This window comes from Corallococcus silvisoli (assembly GCF_009909145.1).
Taxonomy (GTDB): Bacteria; Myxococcota; Myxococcia; order Myxococcales; family Myxococcaceae; genus Corallococcus; species Corallococcus silvisoli.
Genome location: NZ_JAAAPJ010000011.1, coordinates 117,231 through 133,841, shown reverse-complemented (window position 1 = coordinate 133,841; position 16,611 = coordinate 117,231). Strand labels below are relative to the sequence as shown.

At 72.2% G+C, this 16,611-nt stretch carries 11 protein-coding genes and 1 tRNA gene; 8 read left to right on the top strand and 4 right to left on the bottom strand.

Features of this window, described 5'->3' with window-relative positions; genetic code table 11:
- Positions 1 to 109 precede the first annotated feature (109 nt).
- From GTY96_RS22460 to GTY96_RS22450, 3 genes are all read left to right on the top strand, one after another.
- Complete coding sequence (locus GTY96_RS22460) at positions 110 to 1,384, top strand: myxosortase-dependent phytase-like phosphatase (RefSeq protein WP_161665866.1); 1,275 nt, start codon at positions 110 to 112, stop codon at positions 1,382 to 1,384.
- A gap of 51 nt (positions 1,385 to 1,435) precedes the next feature.
- On the top strand, positions 1,436 to 3,235 hold the full coding sequence (locus GTY96_RS22455) for a bifunctional metallophosphatase/5'-nucleotidase (protein ID WP_161665735.1): 1,800 nt from the start codon (positions 1,436 to 1,438) through the stop codon (positions 3,233 to 3,235).
- A 232-nt stretch (positions 3,236 to 3,467) separates the two neighbouring features.
- Entirely contained in the window at positions 3,468 to 3,905 is a 438-nt protein-coding gene (locus tag GTY96_RS22450) for a hypothetical protein (RefSeq protein WP_143906882.1), read from the top strand.
- 490 nt (positions 3,906 to 4,395) lie between these two features.
- Here the strand turns inward: GTY96_RS22450 and GTY96_RS22445 are convergent, their stop codons facing one another.
- The 4 genes from GTY96_RS22445 to GTY96_RS22430 form a co-directional block, all read right to left on the bottom strand.
- The gene (locus GTY96_RS22445) at positions 4,396 to 7,176 is read right to left on the bottom strand and encodes an Hsp70 family protein (protein WP_161665734.1); all 2,781 of its coding nucleotides are present in this window, start codon (positions 7,174 to 7,176) and stop codon (positions 4,396 to 4,398) included.
- A gap of 25 nt (positions 7,177 to 7,201) precedes the next feature.
- Positions 7,202 to 9,064, bottom strand: coding sequence for an Hsp70 family protein (locus tag GTY96_RS22440; protein WP_143906886.1), 1,863 nt, complete (start codon positions 9,062 to 9,064; stop codon positions 7,202 to 7,204).
- 87 nt (positions 9,065 to 9,151) lie between these two features.
- The gene (locus GTY96_RS22435) at positions 9,152 to 9,766 is read right to left on the bottom strand and encodes a DUF2760 domain-containing protein (RefSeq protein WP_143906888.1); all 615 of its coding nucleotides are present in this window, start codon (positions 9,764 to 9,766) and stop codon (positions 9,152 to 9,154) included.
- A gap of 96 nt (positions 9,767 to 9,862) precedes the next feature.
- Positions 9,863 to 9,938: transfer RNA gene (locus tag GTY96_RS22430), tRNA-Ala, on the bottom strand.
- 196 nt (positions 9,939 to 10,134) lie between these two features.
- Here GTY96_RS22430 and GTY96_RS22425 point away from each other — a divergent pair.
- The 5 genes from GTY96_RS22425 (at position 10,135) to GTY96_RS22405 (ending at position 16,394) form a co-directional block, all read left to right on the top strand.
- Positions 10,135 to 12,486 carry a tetratricopeptide repeat protein gene (locus GTY96_RS22425; RefSeq protein WP_161665733.1) on the top strand — a complete coding sequence of 784 codons (2,352 nt, stop codon included), beginning with the start codon at positions 10,135 to 10,137 and terminating at the stop codon, positions 12,484 to 12,486.
- 210 nt (positions 12,487 to 12,696) lie between these two features.
- On the top strand, positions 12,697 to 13,581 hold the full coding sequence (cyoE, locus tag GTY96_RS22420) for a heme o synthase (protein WP_143906892.1): 885 nt from the start codon (positions 12,697 to 12,699) through the stop codon (positions 13,579 to 13,581).
- Between the two features lie 39 nt (positions 13,582 to 13,620).
- Positions 13,621 to 14,610, top strand: a complete 990-nt coding sequence (locus tag GTY96_RS22415; RefSeq protein WP_143906894.1) for an ABC transporter ATP-binding protein — start codon at positions 13,621 to 13,623, stop codon at positions 14,608 to 14,610.
- A complete protein-coding gene (locus GTY96_RS22410) occupies positions 14,607 to 15,473 on the top strand; it encodes an ABC transporter permease (protein ID WP_143906896.1) in 867 nt (288 codons plus the stop codon). Before GTY96_RS22415 ends, GTY96_RS22410 begins: the two co-directional genes overlap by 4 nt.
- Positions 15,474 to 15,560: 87 nt before the next feature.
- Complete coding sequence (locus tag GTY96_RS22405) at positions 15,561 to 16,394, top strand: carboxypeptidase regulatory-like domain-containing protein (protein WP_161665732.1); 834 nt, start codon at positions 15,561 to 15,563, stop codon at positions 16,392 to 16,394.
- The last annotated feature ends 217 nt before the right edge of the window (positions 16,395 to 16,611 follow it).

The following is a 16,611-nucleotide window of genomic DNA, read 5'->3' as shown; positions in this document are numbered from 1 at the left end:
TGTACCCGAGGCTTTCACCGTCTGCCAACCGTTCCACGGTTCCAGAGAACTTGATGTGGCGTGCGCCCATGCCTAGGTAGGGAGCGACCTGCCCAGGAGCCACCCACCCATGCGCAACCCCTCTCTCCCCGCGTTGACCGCCCTCTTCGTGAGCGCGGCCGCTGGGGCCCAGACGACTCCTGTCCAGGTGCCCTATACCGTGCAGACGCAGCCGGGGGCCCGCTCCGGCGGCGGCACCGTGTACGACGTGGCCCTGTGGGTGAACCCGGTCAATCCCGGCGCGAGCCGACTCATCACGGCGGACGTGAACAACGGCCTGTTCACCTACGCACTGGACGGAGGGGAGCTGCAATCCGTCACCGAGGGCACGTCGGCGAGCGTGGACGTGGTGTCCGGGTTCCCGGGCGTGGCCGGCACATCGCAGTCGCTGGTGCTCAGCGCGAACCCCACGCTGACGGGGCTCGTTCCCTACGTGATGGATGCCACGGCGGATGCGGGGCTCACCCGCCTGTCGCCCACGACGGCCCCGCTGGACGTGGGGGTGAGCTATGGCACGGTGCGCATGACCCGCGGCGCGGACGGGTCGTTCCAGGCCTTCGGGGGGCTCGCGTCGGGAGGCCTGCGGCAGTTCGCGCTCACGCCCACGGACGGGGGCGTCACGGCGACCCCCCTGCGGGACATCCCGGCCGGCCTGGTGATGGGGCTCGTGGTGGACCGCAGCCAGGGCGCCGTCTACGTGGCGCAGCAGGGGCAGGGCCTCTACCGCTATGCCGCGGCCGCGGACGCCGGCGTCGCGGGAACGCAGGTGGTGGCGATCGCGGATGGCGGCCTGTCCTCGGTGGGGCGGCTCGCGCTGTACGAGACGTCTTCGACGGACGGCTACATCGTGGCGTCGGATCCGAACGCGAACGCCTTCGTGGTCTTCGACCGGCGCACGCTGGGGCGGGTGGGCGCCTTCCGGGTGGTGCCGCAGGACGGGGGCACCGACGCCGTGGAGCAGTCGCGCGGCCTGGTGGCGTATTCGGGCTCGCTGGGGAAGGCCTTCCCGGAGGGCCTCTTCGCCGCGATTGACGGCATGAGCAGCAGCACGCAGGGCGACAACCTGAAGCTCACCTCCTGGGGCAACGTGGCCCGGGCGTTCACGCCGCCCCTGGCCATCGCGCAGCCGCAGGCGGATGGGGGCTCTGAAGATGGCGGTACGGATGGTGGCCCCCGGGATGGCGGTGGCGGCGTCGTCGTCCTGCCGGGAGACGACAACCCGATTGGCGGCGGCGGGGCTGTTTCCGACGACAGCGGCTGCGGCTGCACGAGCGCGCCGGTGTCCTCCGTCGCGATGCTGGGCCTGCTCGGCATGGCTCTGCGGGGCCGGCGCCGTCACGGCTGAGGCGCGAAGCGGGTTGAAAGGGAGGTGGGGCCGGGATGAAGTGCGCGCCCCATGCGCTCCTTCCGCTCCACCGCCCTGGCGCTCGCGGTGCTCGCCGCCGCCTGCAAGGGCGGCCCGACGCCCGCTCCCGCTGCTCCCGCCACGCCCCCCGCGCCGGCCGCCACGGCCCCCGTGCGGCTCACGCTGGTGGGCACCAACGACTTCCACGGCTGGGTGATGCCCCACCGCGCCACGCTGCCGGACGGGCAGAAGGTGGAGGAGGGCGGCGCAGCGCTCTTCGCGTCCTACGTGGAGCGGCTGCGCGAGGACAACCCGGGCGGGGTGCTGCTGGTGGACGCGGGCGACCTGTTCCAGGGGACGCTGGCATCCAACCTGGTCGAGGGCGCCATCGTCGTGGACGTCTACAACCTGCTGGGCTACTCGGCGGTCGCCATCGGCAACCACGAGTTCGACTACGGGCCCGTGGGACCGGGGCCGGTGGCCACCCGTCCGGACGAGGATCCGCTGGGCGCGCTGAAGGCCCGCATGGCCCAGGCGAGGTTCCCCTTCTTGTCCACCAACGTGCGCGAGGGCGATGGCCGCCATCCGGCGTGGCTGGGCAATGACGGCACCACGGTCGTCACCGTGAAGGGCGTGAAGGTGGGGCTGCTGGGCCTGTCCACGTCGCAGACGCCGCAGACGACCAACCCCGCGAACGTCGCGGGCCTGAAGTTCGAGTCGCTGGCGGACTCCGCCCTGGAGGCCACGCGCTCGCTGCGCGAGCAGGGCGCGGAGGTCGTCGTCGCCATCGCCCACGCGGGCGGCAAGTGCACGGACCTGGCGCACCCGCGCGACACCTCCAGCTGCGTGCGGGACGACGGTGAAATCTACGCGGTGCTGGACGCGCTGCCGAAGGGCGCGGTGGACGCGGTGGTGGCGGGCCACACGCACCAGACCATGGGGCACTTCTTCGGCGACGTGCCGGTCATCGAGACGACGGGCATGGCGCGCTCGTTCGGGGTGGTGGAGCTCTTCGTGGATCCGGTGAGCCACCGCGTGCTGCCCGACCGCACGCGCATCCAGGCCGCCATCCCCGTGTGTGGGGCCGTGGACGCCACGCTCGGCACCTGTGATGCGCAGCGCCTGCGCGAGGCGAACGACGTGCGCCTGGTGCCGGCCACCTTCCTGGGCAAGCCGGTGACGCCGGATGCCCGGGTGGAGGCGCTGGTGGCCCCCGCGGAGGCGCGCGTGGAGGAGGAGCAGCGCCGCACCGTGGGCGTGGAGGTCCAGGCCCGCATGCCCCAGGTGTACGAGGGCGAGAGCGCGCTGGGCAACCTCATCGCGGACGCGATGCGGCAGGCGGCCCGCTCCGACGCGGCGGTGATGAACGCCGGCGGCATCCGGACCGACCTGCCCCAGGGGCCGCTCACCTTCGGGAAGCTCTACGAGGTGCTGCCCTTCGACAACACGCTCGCGGTGTTGGAGCTGTCCGCGGACGAGCTGCGCCGCTTCCTCACGCTGGCCTACGGCGGTCGCAAGGGCGTCTTCGCGGTGTCCGGGCTGGAGGTGACGCTGAGCGTGTGTCCGGGGCCGGAGCGCCTCCAGGGCGTGACGCTGCCGGGCGGCCGGCCGCTGAAGGCGCGGGGAACCTACCGGGTCGCCGTGCCGGACTTCCTCTTGCGCGGGGGCGACGGGGTGGGACCGCTGACGACCACGCTGCCACCGGCCCGTATCCACCTGTTGCAGGGAGAGGACCTGCGCGAGGTGCTGACGGCCTATGGGCGCGCGAACGGCAATGCCCTGAAGCCTCCGGCGCTCGGGCGCGTGCACCTGGTGCGGGGCGGGAAGCCCTGCGCGGACGCGAAGCCCTGAAAAAAGGGTGTGCCCGCCGTTGGAAATTTTCTCTCCGCGCTGATCCGCTGCGGCTGGATCTGGCCGCAACCCAGCGAAAGATCGACACATCGAGTCCAGGCCGAATTTTCGGCCTGGGATCAGTTTCCAACGGCGGGAAACCTCCCTACTCTAAGGCACGCGAGATCCCTTGCCGGTGTGGCCCTGAGCCCGCGAGCGCAAGCCGGAGCCCGTGCGTGGGAGGGACAGAGAGATGCTCTACAAAGTAACCCCGATGATGGTCCCGGCGGCGCCCGAGAAGGACAAGGCGCGTGAGCCGGGGCAACCGCGCAAGCGGCGCAAGTCCTCCGTCTACGACGCCGACGGCCACGAGGTGCTGATCTCGCTGATGTGCCTGAAGTGCAAGACGCTCAAGCCGCTGGCGCAGTTCGGGCTGCGGAAGATGGCGGATGGCGCCATCCGCAACCAGCCCTGGTGCCGGGGCTGTCGCTCGGGCGCGGGCACGAAGAAGCCGAAGAAGGACGAGACGCAGGCCGCCACCGTCCAGGTGCCCGCCGTCTCGGTCGTGGAGCCCGTGCTGGAGGTCGTGGAGGCCATGTCCCTCGACGCCGCCCCGGTGGAACCCACGCTCGTCGATCGCGCTCCAGCGGGCGAGGCCGCGGGCGACGTGTCAGTCACCGCCCAGGTCTGATCCACCCGACGGCGGATCCGCCCTGCTGGGGAGTGCGCAGTTTGCTCACGCCCCGCACGGGAGGGATCCGCCCGGAGTTCCGTCCCGCCGCTCGGCGCTGATTCGCGCGGGATGGAGATCCGCCCGGAGTTCCGTCCCGCCGCTCGGCGGTGATCCGCGCGAGATGGAGATTCACCCGTAACTCGGTCCCGCCGCTTGGCGGTGATCCGCGCGGGATGGAGATTCACCCGTAACTCGGTCCCGCCGCTTGGCGGTGATCCGCGCGGGATGGAGATCCGCCCGGAGCTCGGTCCCTCTGCTCGGTGCTGATCCTCGCGGGATGGAGCTCCACCCGCAGCTTCGTCCCGCCGCTCGGCGCTGAGCCGCACGGACCGCGGAGCCCCCGAAGCAAGGCCGCGCGGCGTCGATGCACCGGGCCGCCGACGCACGGCGTCCCAAGCACATGTCATGGGTTGACCCGCCGTGTGAGGTCGGGAGGCCGCGCTTCGGCTCACGACAGCCGCAGGCCCGCCGGCAGCGTGTCGCCGAGCGCCCGGGCCTCGTCCGCGGCCTCCAGGGCCACCACCTCGCGGACCATCCGCACCCAGGTGTCCGAGGCCTTCGACGCGACCAGGGCCTGGGCCGTGCGCTCGCGCAGCTCTGGCTCCAGGTCCCGCGTGCGGTCCCCGGTGAGGCGTGCGAGCTGGGCGGCGGCGAACGGCGCTCCGTCCACCTTGCGCAGGTCGAGCGACAGCAGCAGCTCCAGCCAGGCCTCCGCCGTCTCCACGTCCACGACCTTGTGGCCGCTGCCATACAGGGGCACGCGGGCTCCCAGCCGACCCAGTGCCCAGGCCCAGGGGCCACCGGCGCGGGGATCCGCCTTCAGCCGCGCGGCGATCCACCGGCCCACCTCCGCCTTGTCGCCCGGCGACAGGTGCTCCAGCGAGGCGACGGTGCGGACCATCTCGTCCAGGCCCTCGGGCTGGATGCCCTTGAGCTTGCCTGCCTGCGGGGGCGCGTCGGGGGGCACGCGCCGGGACAGGTGCGGCTGGAGGTAGGCGTACAGCTTCTGCTGGTGGGCCTCGGTGAGGCCGCCCGCGATGCGGCGCCACATCACCCAGAACTCCGTCCACACGGCCTTGTCCGTGTGGTGCTGCACCAGCGCGTCGAAGAGGCTGAACGTCTGCTCCGCGCGCCAGCCGTCCAACGGGTAGCCGAAGCCGGGGCGCAGGCAGAAGCCAGTGAGGCTGTAGAAGACGCGCTCGTGATCATCCGAGCGGCGGCGCTTGCTGGCCCCCGCGTACAGCGTGCTCCACAGCTCGCGGATCACCGGCACGCGCCACGTCTCGCGCGGGCCCAGCACCTTCTCCAGCGTGCGCGACAGCTGCTTCACGTCCTTGGGCCCCAGCGGCAGCGGCTTGTTGCCGTAGACGCGCTCCACGTTGTCCTTCGCCTCGGCGAAGCGCGCGGGCATGGACTCGGTGACGGTCAGCTCGTGCGAGCCGCCGGTGCCGCGCAGCTCGAACTCCAGGCGCCAGCGCTCGTCCACGACGTCCGACACGCAGAACAGCTCCAGCGTGCCGATCTCCGTGAGCGCGGCCTGCAGGTGCACCGGCACCTCGGAGACCTTGCCCGACGCGCCCTTGAGCAGCGTGTGGATGGGCGGCAGCGGCTTCAGGTCCTCCGCCAGGGGCACCAGGTCCCCCGGCTTGTCGATGCGGTCGCTCGTCGTGGAGTAGAGCGCGAACTGCACCGGACGGCCCAGGGTGAGCGTGAAGGGGCGCTCGCCCAGGTCCACCTTCTGGCCCTCCTCGAAGCCGCGCGGGATGAGGCACAGCGTGGGCTGCTCCGCGCTCTCCGGTCCGCGCTGCAGGCCCACGTAGTACGCCCGCGCCGCGCCGCCGCCAATGCGCAGGCCGTGCCCGCGCCGCACCAGGCCGTAGTAGGCGGCGCCCCGGGCCACGGCCAGCTCCAGCGACTCGTGCTTGAGCAGCGGGATCCGCGGTGCGCGCGGCCACCACGCGGACAGCGCGTCCACCAACCGCGCTGAAATCTGGGGCGAGTTGAACACGCCGCCGTTGAGCAGGATGGCGTCCGGGCGGGGCAGGGCGCCTTCGTGCGACGGCGTCTCCCCCAGCGCCGCGAAGCCCGCCGCCGCGTGCTGCGCGAGGAAGGCCGCCAGGTGTCGGGTGACGGCGGGGTCCTGCACGTACGGCAGGCCCAGCTCCTGGAGCGCCATGCGCGCCGTGCGCCGGGGCCTGTCCTCCGCGGGAGACACGGGGAAGAAGCCGTCCAGCACCAGCGCCTGCGCCTCGTCGCGGCCCAGCTCCGTGGAGAGCGTGCCGCCCAGCAGCCGGCTGCCCTCGCCGATGAGGGACAGGCCGTACTTCTCCGGCGGCTCGCGCCCCAGCAGCGCTTCCTTCGCGGTGCGCGCGGCCTGGATGGCCTGCGTCCACTGCGTCGCGGACAGGCGCCGGCCTCCCTGGGAGAGCTTCTCCTCCATGCGCCGGGCGAGCGCCGCGTCCATGTTGTCGCCGCCCAGCATCAGGTGGTCGCCCACCGCGAGCCGCCGCAGCATGGGGCCCTCCGGCGACACGCCCGCGTGCACCAGCGTGAAGTCGGTGGTGCCGCCGCCCACGTCCACCACCAGCACCAGCCGCACCTGGGACAGCGTCTGCTCCAGGCCCGAGCGGTGGCGCGCGGTGTAGTCGTAGAACGCCGCCTGCGGCTCCTCCAGCAGCGTGAACTTCTCCAGCCCCGCTTTGCGCGCCGCGCTCACGGTGAGGGCGCGCGCCGCCTCGTCGAAGGAGGCCGGGACGGTGATGACCACCTCCTGCCTGGACAGCGGCTCGTCCGGGTGGGCGAAGTCCCACGCGCGGGCCATGTGCGTGAGGAGCAGGGCGGACGCGTCCACCGGGGACAGCTTCTGGACGTCGGCGGGCGCGCCCCACGGGAGGATGGGAGCGGAGCGATCCACGCCCGGGTGGCACAGCCAGCTCTTGGCGCTGGCCACGAGCCGTCCGGGCACGCGCGCGCCCTGCCAGCGGGCCAGTTCGCCCACCACCCAGGGGCCGCCGTCATCGCCCCAGGGCAGGCGCAGCACCTCCGGCGCCAGCTCGTGGCCCTCGGGGATGTAGACGGTGGACGGCAGGAGCGCGCGCGGGGCCACCTCGCCCTGGCGGACCAGCTGGGGCAGGGGGAAGTCCTCGACGGGCGCCCCCGCGCCCTTGCCTGGATCCACGGATGCCACCGCGCAATGGGTGGTGCCCAGGTCGATGCCAACGATTCGCATACGCCTCCGGTGTGCGGGGCCCCTTCTACTCCCTCATGCGCACGTTGAGCTCCAGCTTCCAGCGCCCGGAGCCGTTCTTCTCCAGGCACCGCAGCTCCAGCGTGCCCACCTCCGTCACCACCGCCTGGAGGTTCACCGGCGTCAGGTCCCCGTACGGCGTGGGCTGTCCGGGCAGCGTCGTTTCAATGGGCGCCACCTCCTCCAGCTCCCCCGACGCCAGCTCCGACTCCACGTCGTCCAGGAGCACGCCCACCTTGTCGTCGCGCCGCAGGGACGACGCGAAGAAGCGGAAGCTCGTGGGCTCTCCCGTGACGAGCCCGAACTCCTGCGGGGGCACGTCCGCCTGCGTCCCTTCCTCCATGCCGAAGGGGGCCACGCAGAGCGCCTTCACCGGCGGCTCCATGCCCGGCACCGCGGGCATCGCCGTCTCCACGCCCACGTAGTAGGCGCGCGCCGTCCCGCCGCGGATCCGCAGCCCGTGGCCCTGGCGCACCCAGCCGTAGTACGCCGCGCCCCGCGCCACCGCGAGGTCCAGGTCCGCGCCCTCCAGCTCCTGGGCCGGCGGCGCGCCTTCCGCGGCCAGCCACTGGTTGAGGACCTCCATCACGCGGCCCTTGAGGGGCCCCGCCTTGAAGACGCCGCCGTTGAAGAGCACCGCGGTGGGGTGCAGGAAGCCCTTGCCCGTCACGTCCACCGGGGAGTCCTCGCTGGCGGCCAGGGCCTGCGCCTGCCGGGTGAGGAACGACGCCAGGTGGCGCGTCACCCCAGCGTCCTGCGCGTACGGCAGCGCCATCTGCGCCAGGCCCGTGCGCCGCGCGGTGCGGGGCAGGTCGCCCACCTCGGTCACGGGGAAGAAGCCGTCCGTGAGGACGCGGTCCAGCTCCTCGCGCGTCAGCTCCGTGCGCAGCGTGCCACCAATCAGCGACGAGCCCCGGCCCGGAATGGCGATGGGCACCCGGTCCAGGGAGGCGTCCGCGTACAGCGTCTCCTTCGCCTGCCGGCACCCGTGGGTGAGGCCGTTGAACTGCCACGCGTCCAGCTTGCGCCCCTCCGCCGCCATCCGCTGGTTGAGCGTGTGCGCCAGCGCGAGGTCCATGTTGTCGCCGCCCAGGAGGATGTGGTCGCCCACCGCCACGCGCAGCAGCTCCAGGTCGCCCTCGCGGTCCTTCACGGTGATGACGGAGAAGTCGGACGTGCCGCCGCCCACGTCCACCACCAGGATGACCTCGCCGGGCTTCACGAGCCGCCGGAAGTTCTCCCCCATCGCCTCCAGCCACGCGTAGAGCGCGGCCTGCGGTTCCTCCAGCAGGGTGGGGTGCTCGATGCCCGCCGCCTTCGCCGCCTCCAGCGTCAGCTCGCGCGCCGCCGCGTCGAAGGACGCGGGGACGGTGACGATGACCTCCTGCCGGGACAGCGCGTTGCCGGACTCCTCCTGCGCGCGGGCGAAGGTGTGGTCCCACGCCTCCTTCAGGTGGCGCAGGTAGCGAGCGGACGCGTCCAGCGGAGACACGCGCTGCACCTCCGGGGGCGCCTGCCAGGGCAAGAGCGCGGAGCGGCGGTCCACGCCGGGGTGCGACAGCCAGCTCTTCGCGGAGGACACGAGCCGCGTGGGCACCTTGGCGCCGTGCGAGCGGGCGAAGTCACCGACGATGACGCTCGACTCCGGGTTCCACGGCAGGCCCAGGCTGCCTTCGGGGAACTCCTGCGCGCTGGGGAGGTACAGGAAGGAAGGCAGCAGCGGACGCGCTTCCACCGTTCCGGGCGCCGTCACCTGCGGCACGGGCAGCATGGACTGCGAGGGGCCTCGGGGCTTGCCGTCCTCGAGGTTGAAGTAGGACACCGCGGAGTGCGTGGTGCCCAGGTCGATGCCGATGGAGTATCGCGCCATATCGGTCAGGAACCCCCGAAGGGGGCCTTGTGGTTCCTCGAAGGGAAGGGGACTTCAGGGCAGCGCCGCCTGGGGCTCAAGCGAGCTTCAGGCGAGCTCGACTTCCGCCGGCGCCAGCACGCGCGGCTCCATGGCCGGGCTGACGGACGGGAACTTCACCTCCGTGGTCACCCAGCCGTGGTGCCGGAGCGTGCCCCCGTAGGGGGGCTGGCCGGCGACGTTGCCCGTCAGCCGGATGCGCTGCGCGTCGAACCCGTCCGGCACCGTCACCGCGTCGCCCTCGCCCTGCGGGAGCACCGGCTGGAGCGTCAGGTACTGGTGGACCACCTTGCGGCAGCCCTCGTGGACGATGCGGGCCGCCGCGCCCACGTCCGCGTCCGGGAAGGCCGCCACGTTCTCCTGCACGAAGTCCACGAAGCGACCCTCGCGCTGGAGCATGGAGAGCAGGGCCAGCGCGCTCGCGTGCTCGCGCTCGGGCGAAAGGGGCGCCGCCGCCACCGGGGGCGGGATGGCGGGCGCCCTCGGAAGCGCTGGGGCGGCCGTGTCCCCGGACGGGAGCTCCTTGAGCTGCCCCGAATCGTAGGCGCGGCTGGCCGGCAGCACGGCCTGCGCGAATTCGCGGGACACGAGGCAGCGCCAGAAGCACAGCCAGGCGAGCCAGAAGCGGGCGAAGAACGACAGGGAGGCGGACGGGTCGGTCATCGGCCCCGGATAACAAAGCCGGAAGCCTTTGCAATTCACCAATGGCCCGAAATGCAAAGGGCCTCACGGTTTCCCGTGAGGCCCTTCGGTTCTTCATGGTGGAGGTGGACGGGATCGAACCGACGACCTTCGCATTGCGAACGCGACGCTCTCCCAACTGAGCTACACCCCCATAAGGGACTGCCTGCTGCCGCCGCGCCGGTGTTGGGACCGGCGAAGTGATGGGGCTAGTACCGGAGCCCCACCGCGCTGTCAAGCAGCTCGTTTTCGCCAACAACCCTGCGATTGACGTGCCGCGCAGCGGATGCCATAAAAACCGTTCTTCGGTACCGCATCCTTCCCGGCCATTCCGGGCCCCCTTCTGGTTCATGTCCACCTCCCCTTCGAAGACGTTGAGCCCCACCGAGCTCGCGAAGCTTGAGCATTCGTTCGCTTCCGATCCCTCGTCGGATGCGTACAAGCCCCTGGCGGAGGCGTACCTCGACCTGGGTCGCTTCATGGAGGCGATGGTCGTCTGCAAGAAGGGCGTGAAGGCACACCCGACCGCGGCCGATCCCCGCCTCCTGCTCGCGCGCGTCTACGCCGCGCAGAACAAGGACAAGAAGGCGCTCGAGGAGGTCATGGGCGCGCTCCAGGTCCAGCCCGAGGACAAGGCAGCCCTGCGCATGGCGGGCGTCCTGCAGATCAAGGGCGGCGAAGCGGACGTCGGCCGCGGCAACCTGCTCAAGGCCTACCAGGCGGACCCGGGTGACCCGGAGACCGTCACGCTCCTCCAGCAGTACAAGGTGGAGATTCCCCGCCCGGCGGCGCCCACCCCGGTGCTCGCGCCGGTGGCCCCGCCGCCCCCGGCCGCTCCCGAGGCCCCCGCCGCGGCGAGCGTGCCCGTGGCGAGCCCTCCCGTGGCCGCGCCCGCCGCCGTGGGCCGCGTCAACGCCCCCACGCAGCAGGCGGCCCGCACGGCGGGTCCCGCGAGGACCGCGGACGCGGGCGCTCGCCCCACCGGCCCGCGCCGCCCGCAGGTGGTGGTGGAAGAGGTGGACGAGGACGACGACGAGCCGGCGTCGCGCCGCAAGAGCGCGCCCAAGGGCAAGGGCAGCAAGGTGCTGTCGCTGGTCCTGCTCGTCCTCATCCCGCTGTTCGCGGGTGGCTACGGCTGGTACTCGGCGCAGGCGAAGAAGCGCGGCCGCGAACTCAAGAAGAACCTGGATGTCGCCACTGATCAGCTCAAGCACGACTCGTTCGCCAGCTACAAGAAGGCGTGCGAGGCGGCGGACCTGGCGCTGGAGGTGGACCCGGACTCCACGGCGGCCCACGGTTACCTGGCGTACGCGTACGCCATCCGTTGGGGTGAGCACGGCGGCGGTGACGACGCCCGGCGCAAGGCCGAGGAGCACCTGGCGGCGGCCCAGAAGGGCAAGGAGCTGTCCAGCCACCTCATCGCGGCGCAGGCGCTGATCAAGACCTACAGCGGTGATGGCAAGGGCGCGCTGGCGTCGCTGGAGGCGCAGGTCAAGGACCTCAACGACAAGGGCAAGGCGTCCTCGCTCCTGTACCTCACGCTGGGCCTCATCCAGATGAACGCGGGCGACCTGGAGCGCGCGCGGGACAGCCTGGAGCGCGCGCAGGCGCTGGCGCCGGACGACCCGCGCGTCTACGCGGGCCTGGGCGCGGTGTACCGCCGGCTGGGCCAGGACAACACCGCCTGGAAGGACTACGACTTCGCGCTCCGCTACGAGAAGGACCACCCGGAGTCGCTGCTGGGCCGCTCGCTGCTGATGCTGGAGCAGGACGAGCCGATCTACGCGGTGGCCAGCCGCGACATCAAGAAGCTGCTGGAGGCCGAGCCGCCGCCCAGCCCCCGCCAGCTCGCCGCCGCCCAGCTGGCGCGCTCGCTGCTCATCGCGCGCGTGGCGCTGGCCATGCCCGCCCTGAAGCCGGACATGCAGCAGAAGCTGTCCGAATCGACGGGCGTGCCGGTGGATCCAGCCAAGGCGAAGGCCGAGGTGGCCAAGGCGGAAGACACCGGCTTCACGCTCGACAAGCAGAACCCGGAGCTGAACCTCATCAAGGGCCGGCGCCTGCTGGCCGAAGGCAACTTCGACGCGGCCGCGGAGGAGATCCGCAAGGCCATCCGCGTGGACGGCAGCCGCGCGCAGTTCCATGTGGAGCTGGCCAAGGCGCTCATGGGCAAGCCGGGCGGCGAGAAGGAGGCCTCCGAGGCGCTCGTGACCGCGCTCAAGACGATGGGGGAGAGCCCCAAGCTGGTGGTGATGCTGGGCAACGCCTACCGCCGCCAGGGCAAGCTGGACGACGCGCTGGCGCAGTACCAGCGCGCGGTGAAGGACCCGAAGGCGAAGAACCCCGAGGCCCGCCTCGCCATGGGCGCCATCTACCGGGAGCGTTCGGATTGGGACAAGGCGAAGGAGCAGTTGGAGAAGGCCAACCAGGAGTTCGTCGGCCAGCCGGACCGGTCCGCCATGGCGCTCACGGAGCTGGGCCGCGTCTATCAGGGCAAGGGTGACGCGGCGAAGGCGGATGAGACCTACCAGCGCGCGCTCACCTCCGACGAGAACTACACGCCGGTCTACTACTTCTACGCGTCGCTGCTCTCCAAGGACCCCAAGCAGTCGGCCAAGGTCCGCACGCTGGCGCAGGAGTACGTGAAGCGCGAGCCCAAGGGCGAGTACCTCGCCGACGCGCAGCGGCTCGCGGGCAACTAGGCCCCGTCCTTCCGCTGGCTTCCTCCCGCGCCGCGAAGCCCCTTTTCCGGGGCTCGCGGCGCTTCGTTTTTGAAGGGGGGCGACAAGGCAGGCTGATGTGGCGGGGCGTCCGCGCCTTGCCACCCCTGCCGGGTGACGGTATGGGAGGGTCCACCCCACGCCCCCCTGTCCGGAAGCGACCTCGGTCCGGGGCCACCTGCTGGAGTCCGCTTGAGCACGCGTGCTTTGTCCCTGTCGTCCACCGCGTCCGACCTGATCTCCCTCACGAAGCCGGGGCTGTCCTCGCTGGTGCTCATCACCGCGGCGGGAGGCATGTTCCTGGCGCCGGGGCCGTTGGGCCCGGTGCGGGCGCTGGTGACGCTGCTGGCGACGGCGGGCACCGTGGGCGCGGCGAACGCGTTCAACTGCTACATGGAGCGCCACAGCGACCAGTTCATGTCGCGCACGCGCAACCGGCCGCTGCCCGCCGGGCGCATGGACCCCGCGACGGCGCTGTGGTTCGGCCTGTCGCTGGCGGCGGTGTCGCTGCCGGCGCTGGTGCTGGGGGCCAACCTGCTCACCGGCGTGCTGGGGCTCGTCGCGCTGCTCTCCTACGTGCTGGCCTACACGCCGCTCAAGGCGCGCACGTCCGCGGCCATGCTGGTGGGCGCCGTGCCGGGCGCGCTGCCGCCCCTGATGGGCTGGACCGCGGTGACGAACTCGGTGGACGCGGGCGGCTTCGCGCTGTTCGCCATCATGTTCCTCTGGCAGATGCCGCACTTCCTCGCCATCGCGCTGTTCCGCAAGGACGAATACGCGGCGGCGGGCCTCAAGTCGGTGCCGCTGGAGCGCGGGGATGAATCCAGCCGCGCGCAGGTGGTGCTCTACCTGGTGGCGCTGGTGCCCATGACGCTCCTGCCCTTCCAGCTGCACATCGTCGGGGCGTGGTACCTGGCGGCGGCGGTGGTGCTCGGGCTGAGCTTCCTCGGCCTGGGAGCGTGGGGCTTCTTCAAGCACCTGGGGAAGCCCTGGGCGCGCCGGACGTTCTTCTTTTCGCTCGTGTACCTCACCGGCCTGTTCGCCGCGCTGGCGCTGGACCGCGTTCCCCGCGGCTAGTGCCCCCTCGCGCGGCGTCCCTGCGCCCGGACGCCCTGCATGCCTGACACCTCCGTTCCCAACCCGCCGCCACCGCTGCTCCGCATCGAGGGGCTCACGCGCCGCTTCGGTGGGCGCACCGCCGTGGACGGGCTGTCGCTGTCCGTGCAGCCGGGCGAAATCCTGGGCCTCCTGGGGCCCAACGGCGCCGGCAAGTCCACCACGTTCCAACTGCTCGCGGGCCTGCTCGCGCCAGACGCGGGGCAGGTGCACTTCGCCGGCCGGGTGCTCTCGCTGAGCGATCCCGCGCTCCGGCGCCAGATGGGCGTCATCTTCCAGCGCGGCAGCCTGGACGACCTGCTGACCGCGCGGGAGAACCTGCTGCTGGGTGCGCGGCTGTACGGGCTCACCGGCGCGGAGGCGAAGGCGCGCGGGGAGACGATGCTGTCGCTCATCGGCTTGTCGGACCGGGGCGACGAGAAGGTCGGCACCTGGTCGGGCGGCATGCGCCGGCGCCTGGAGCTGGCGCGGGCACTGGTGCACCAGCCGCGCGTGGTGCTGATGGACGAACCCACGCAGGGCCTGGACGAGGCCGCCTTCCGCACGTTCTGGACGCACCTCAAGCGGCTGCGCGACGCGCAGGGGGTCACCGTGCTGCTCACCACGCACCGGGCGGACGAGGCGGAGGGGTGCGACCGGCTGGCGGTGCTGGACGCCGGGAAGCTGGTGGCGTGTGACACGCCCCGCGCGCTGGCCTCGCGCATGGGCGGGGACATCCTCACGCTGGAGGGGCCGGAGCCGGAGGCGCTGGCCGCCCAGGTGACGGAGCGGCTGGGGCTGGAGGCGAAGGTGGTGGAGGGGCGGGTGCAGGTGGAGGCTTCGCAGGGACATGCGCTGGTGCCGCGGCTGGTGGAGGCCTTCCCTCCGGGGCGGTTCGCCTCCGTGTCGCTGCGCCGGCCCACGCTGGCGGACGTGTTCCTCCAGCTCACCGGGAAGGCCCTGGGAGCGGATGCTCCCGCACCCACGCCCGCGCCGAGGAAACGCCGATGAGCGCCGACATCCCCGTGCCTGTTCCGTCGTCCGTCGAGGCGCCCAGCGCCCCGGTGCCCCGGCGGGAGCCGGGCGCGCTCGCGCTGCAGTGGGCCACCGTGCGGGTGCTGCTCTCGCGCGACGTGGTCCGCTTCTTCCGCCAGCCCAGCCGGGTGATTGGCGCGCTGGCGCAGCCCATCCTGTTCTGGTTCGTGATTGGTTCAGGCTTCGCGGGTTCGTTCCGCGTGGAGGGCGCGCAGGGGCTGGGCTACCAGCAGTTCTTCTTCCCGGGCGTCGTCACCATGGTGGTGCTCTTCAGCGCCATCTTCGCGACCATCACCGTCATCGAGGACCGCAAGGAGGGCTTCCTCCAGGCGGTGCTGGCGGGGCCGGGGTCGCGGCTGGCGGTGGTGCTGGGCAAGGCGCTGGGGTCGTCCACCATCGCGCTGATGCAGGCGTCGCTGTTCCTGCTCTTCGCGCCGCTCGCGGGCGTGGACGTGAAGGCGGTGGACTATCCGCTGCTCGCCGCGGTGATGGTGTTGTCGGCGCTGGCGCTCACCGGCATGGGGATGGCGCTGGCGTGGTGGGTGCGCTCCAGCGCGGGCTACCACGCGGTGATGAGCCTGGTGATGCTGCCCATGTGGGTGCTGTCCGGCGCGATGTTCCCGGTGAAGGGCGCGGGGCCGGTGCTGTCGTGGGTGATGCGCCTGAACCCGATGCGCTTCTCGGTGGAGGGCGTGCGCCGCGCGCTGTACGGGGCGCAGGCGTCGCTGGCGGTGGGCTCGGAGGGTGGGGTCGCGGTGGGGTGGGAGGTGCCCGCGCTGCTGGCGTTCGCGGCGGTGTTCGTGGGGCTGGCCGCATTCAGCGTGAGCCGCCGCGAGTAGCCCCCCGCGGGGCGTTGGACTTGACCGGTGCCTTCCACTACGACGGCGGGCATCGCAACACGGAAGACTTCCAGAGGAGGCCGCCTCATGAAGCTGCGTACGCTTGGCTTGTCGATGGTCGGTGTGGCGGGGCTCATGGCCCTGCCCGCGTGCAAGAAGGACGAAGCCCCCCCCTCGGCGCCCGCCACGCGTCCGTCGGCGCCCACGCAGGAAGCCGTCCCCCCCACCCCCACGGCGGGCGCGGGCACGGGCGAGGCGGCGGCTCCGGCGCCCGCGGGCAATGGCGTGGTGAAGGGCACGGTGTCGTTCACCGGCACGCCTCCGGCGATGGCGGAGCTGGCGCCCAGCGCGGATCCCGCGTGCGACGGCCGGCCGGAGAAGGAGCAGTCCGTGCTGGTGAAGGACGGCAAGCTCCAGAACGTGCTGGTGCGCGTGAAGGGCCCGGTGGCTGGCGCGCCCGCGGCGCCGTCCACGCCGGTGGAGGTGGACCAGTCCAAGTGCGCCTATGTGCCGCGCGTGCAGGGCGCGGTGGCGGGCCAGCAGGTGGTGTTCAAGAACAGCGACGGCACGCTGCACAACGTGCGCGGCGTGGTGGGCACCCGGCCGGTGTTCAACGTGGCCCAGCCGCCCTCGGGTGCGCCCGTGCAGAAGCCCCTGCCTTCGGACGCGGAGGTGCTGCGGCTGAAGTGCGACGTGCACCCGTGGATGACGGCCTACGTGGTGAGCAACCCCAACCCGTACTTCACCACCACCGGCGCTGACGGCACGTTCACCCTGACGGGCCTGCCCGCGGGCACGTACACGCTGGAGGCGTGGCACGAGACGCTGGGCACGAAGGCGGCGGAGGTCACCGTGAAGGAGGGCGCTCCCACGGAGGCGTCCTTCACCTTCGCCGTGACCGACGCCCAGGCGAAGCAGTAGCGCGTCCGCCTGGACCGGGGGGACGGTTCATCCGGCCCCCTTCCAGGCCGCGTCGTGCGTGGAGTCGCCCGGCGGTTCGCGGGCGCTGCGCCTTCGCGGTGGTCGTGACGTTCGGCGGCGCGCTTCGGTAGGGCGGCGCCTGCGCGCCCGGCGGTTCGCGGGCGCTGCGCCTTCGCGGTGGTCGTGACGTTCGGCGGCGCGCTTCGGTAGGGCGGCG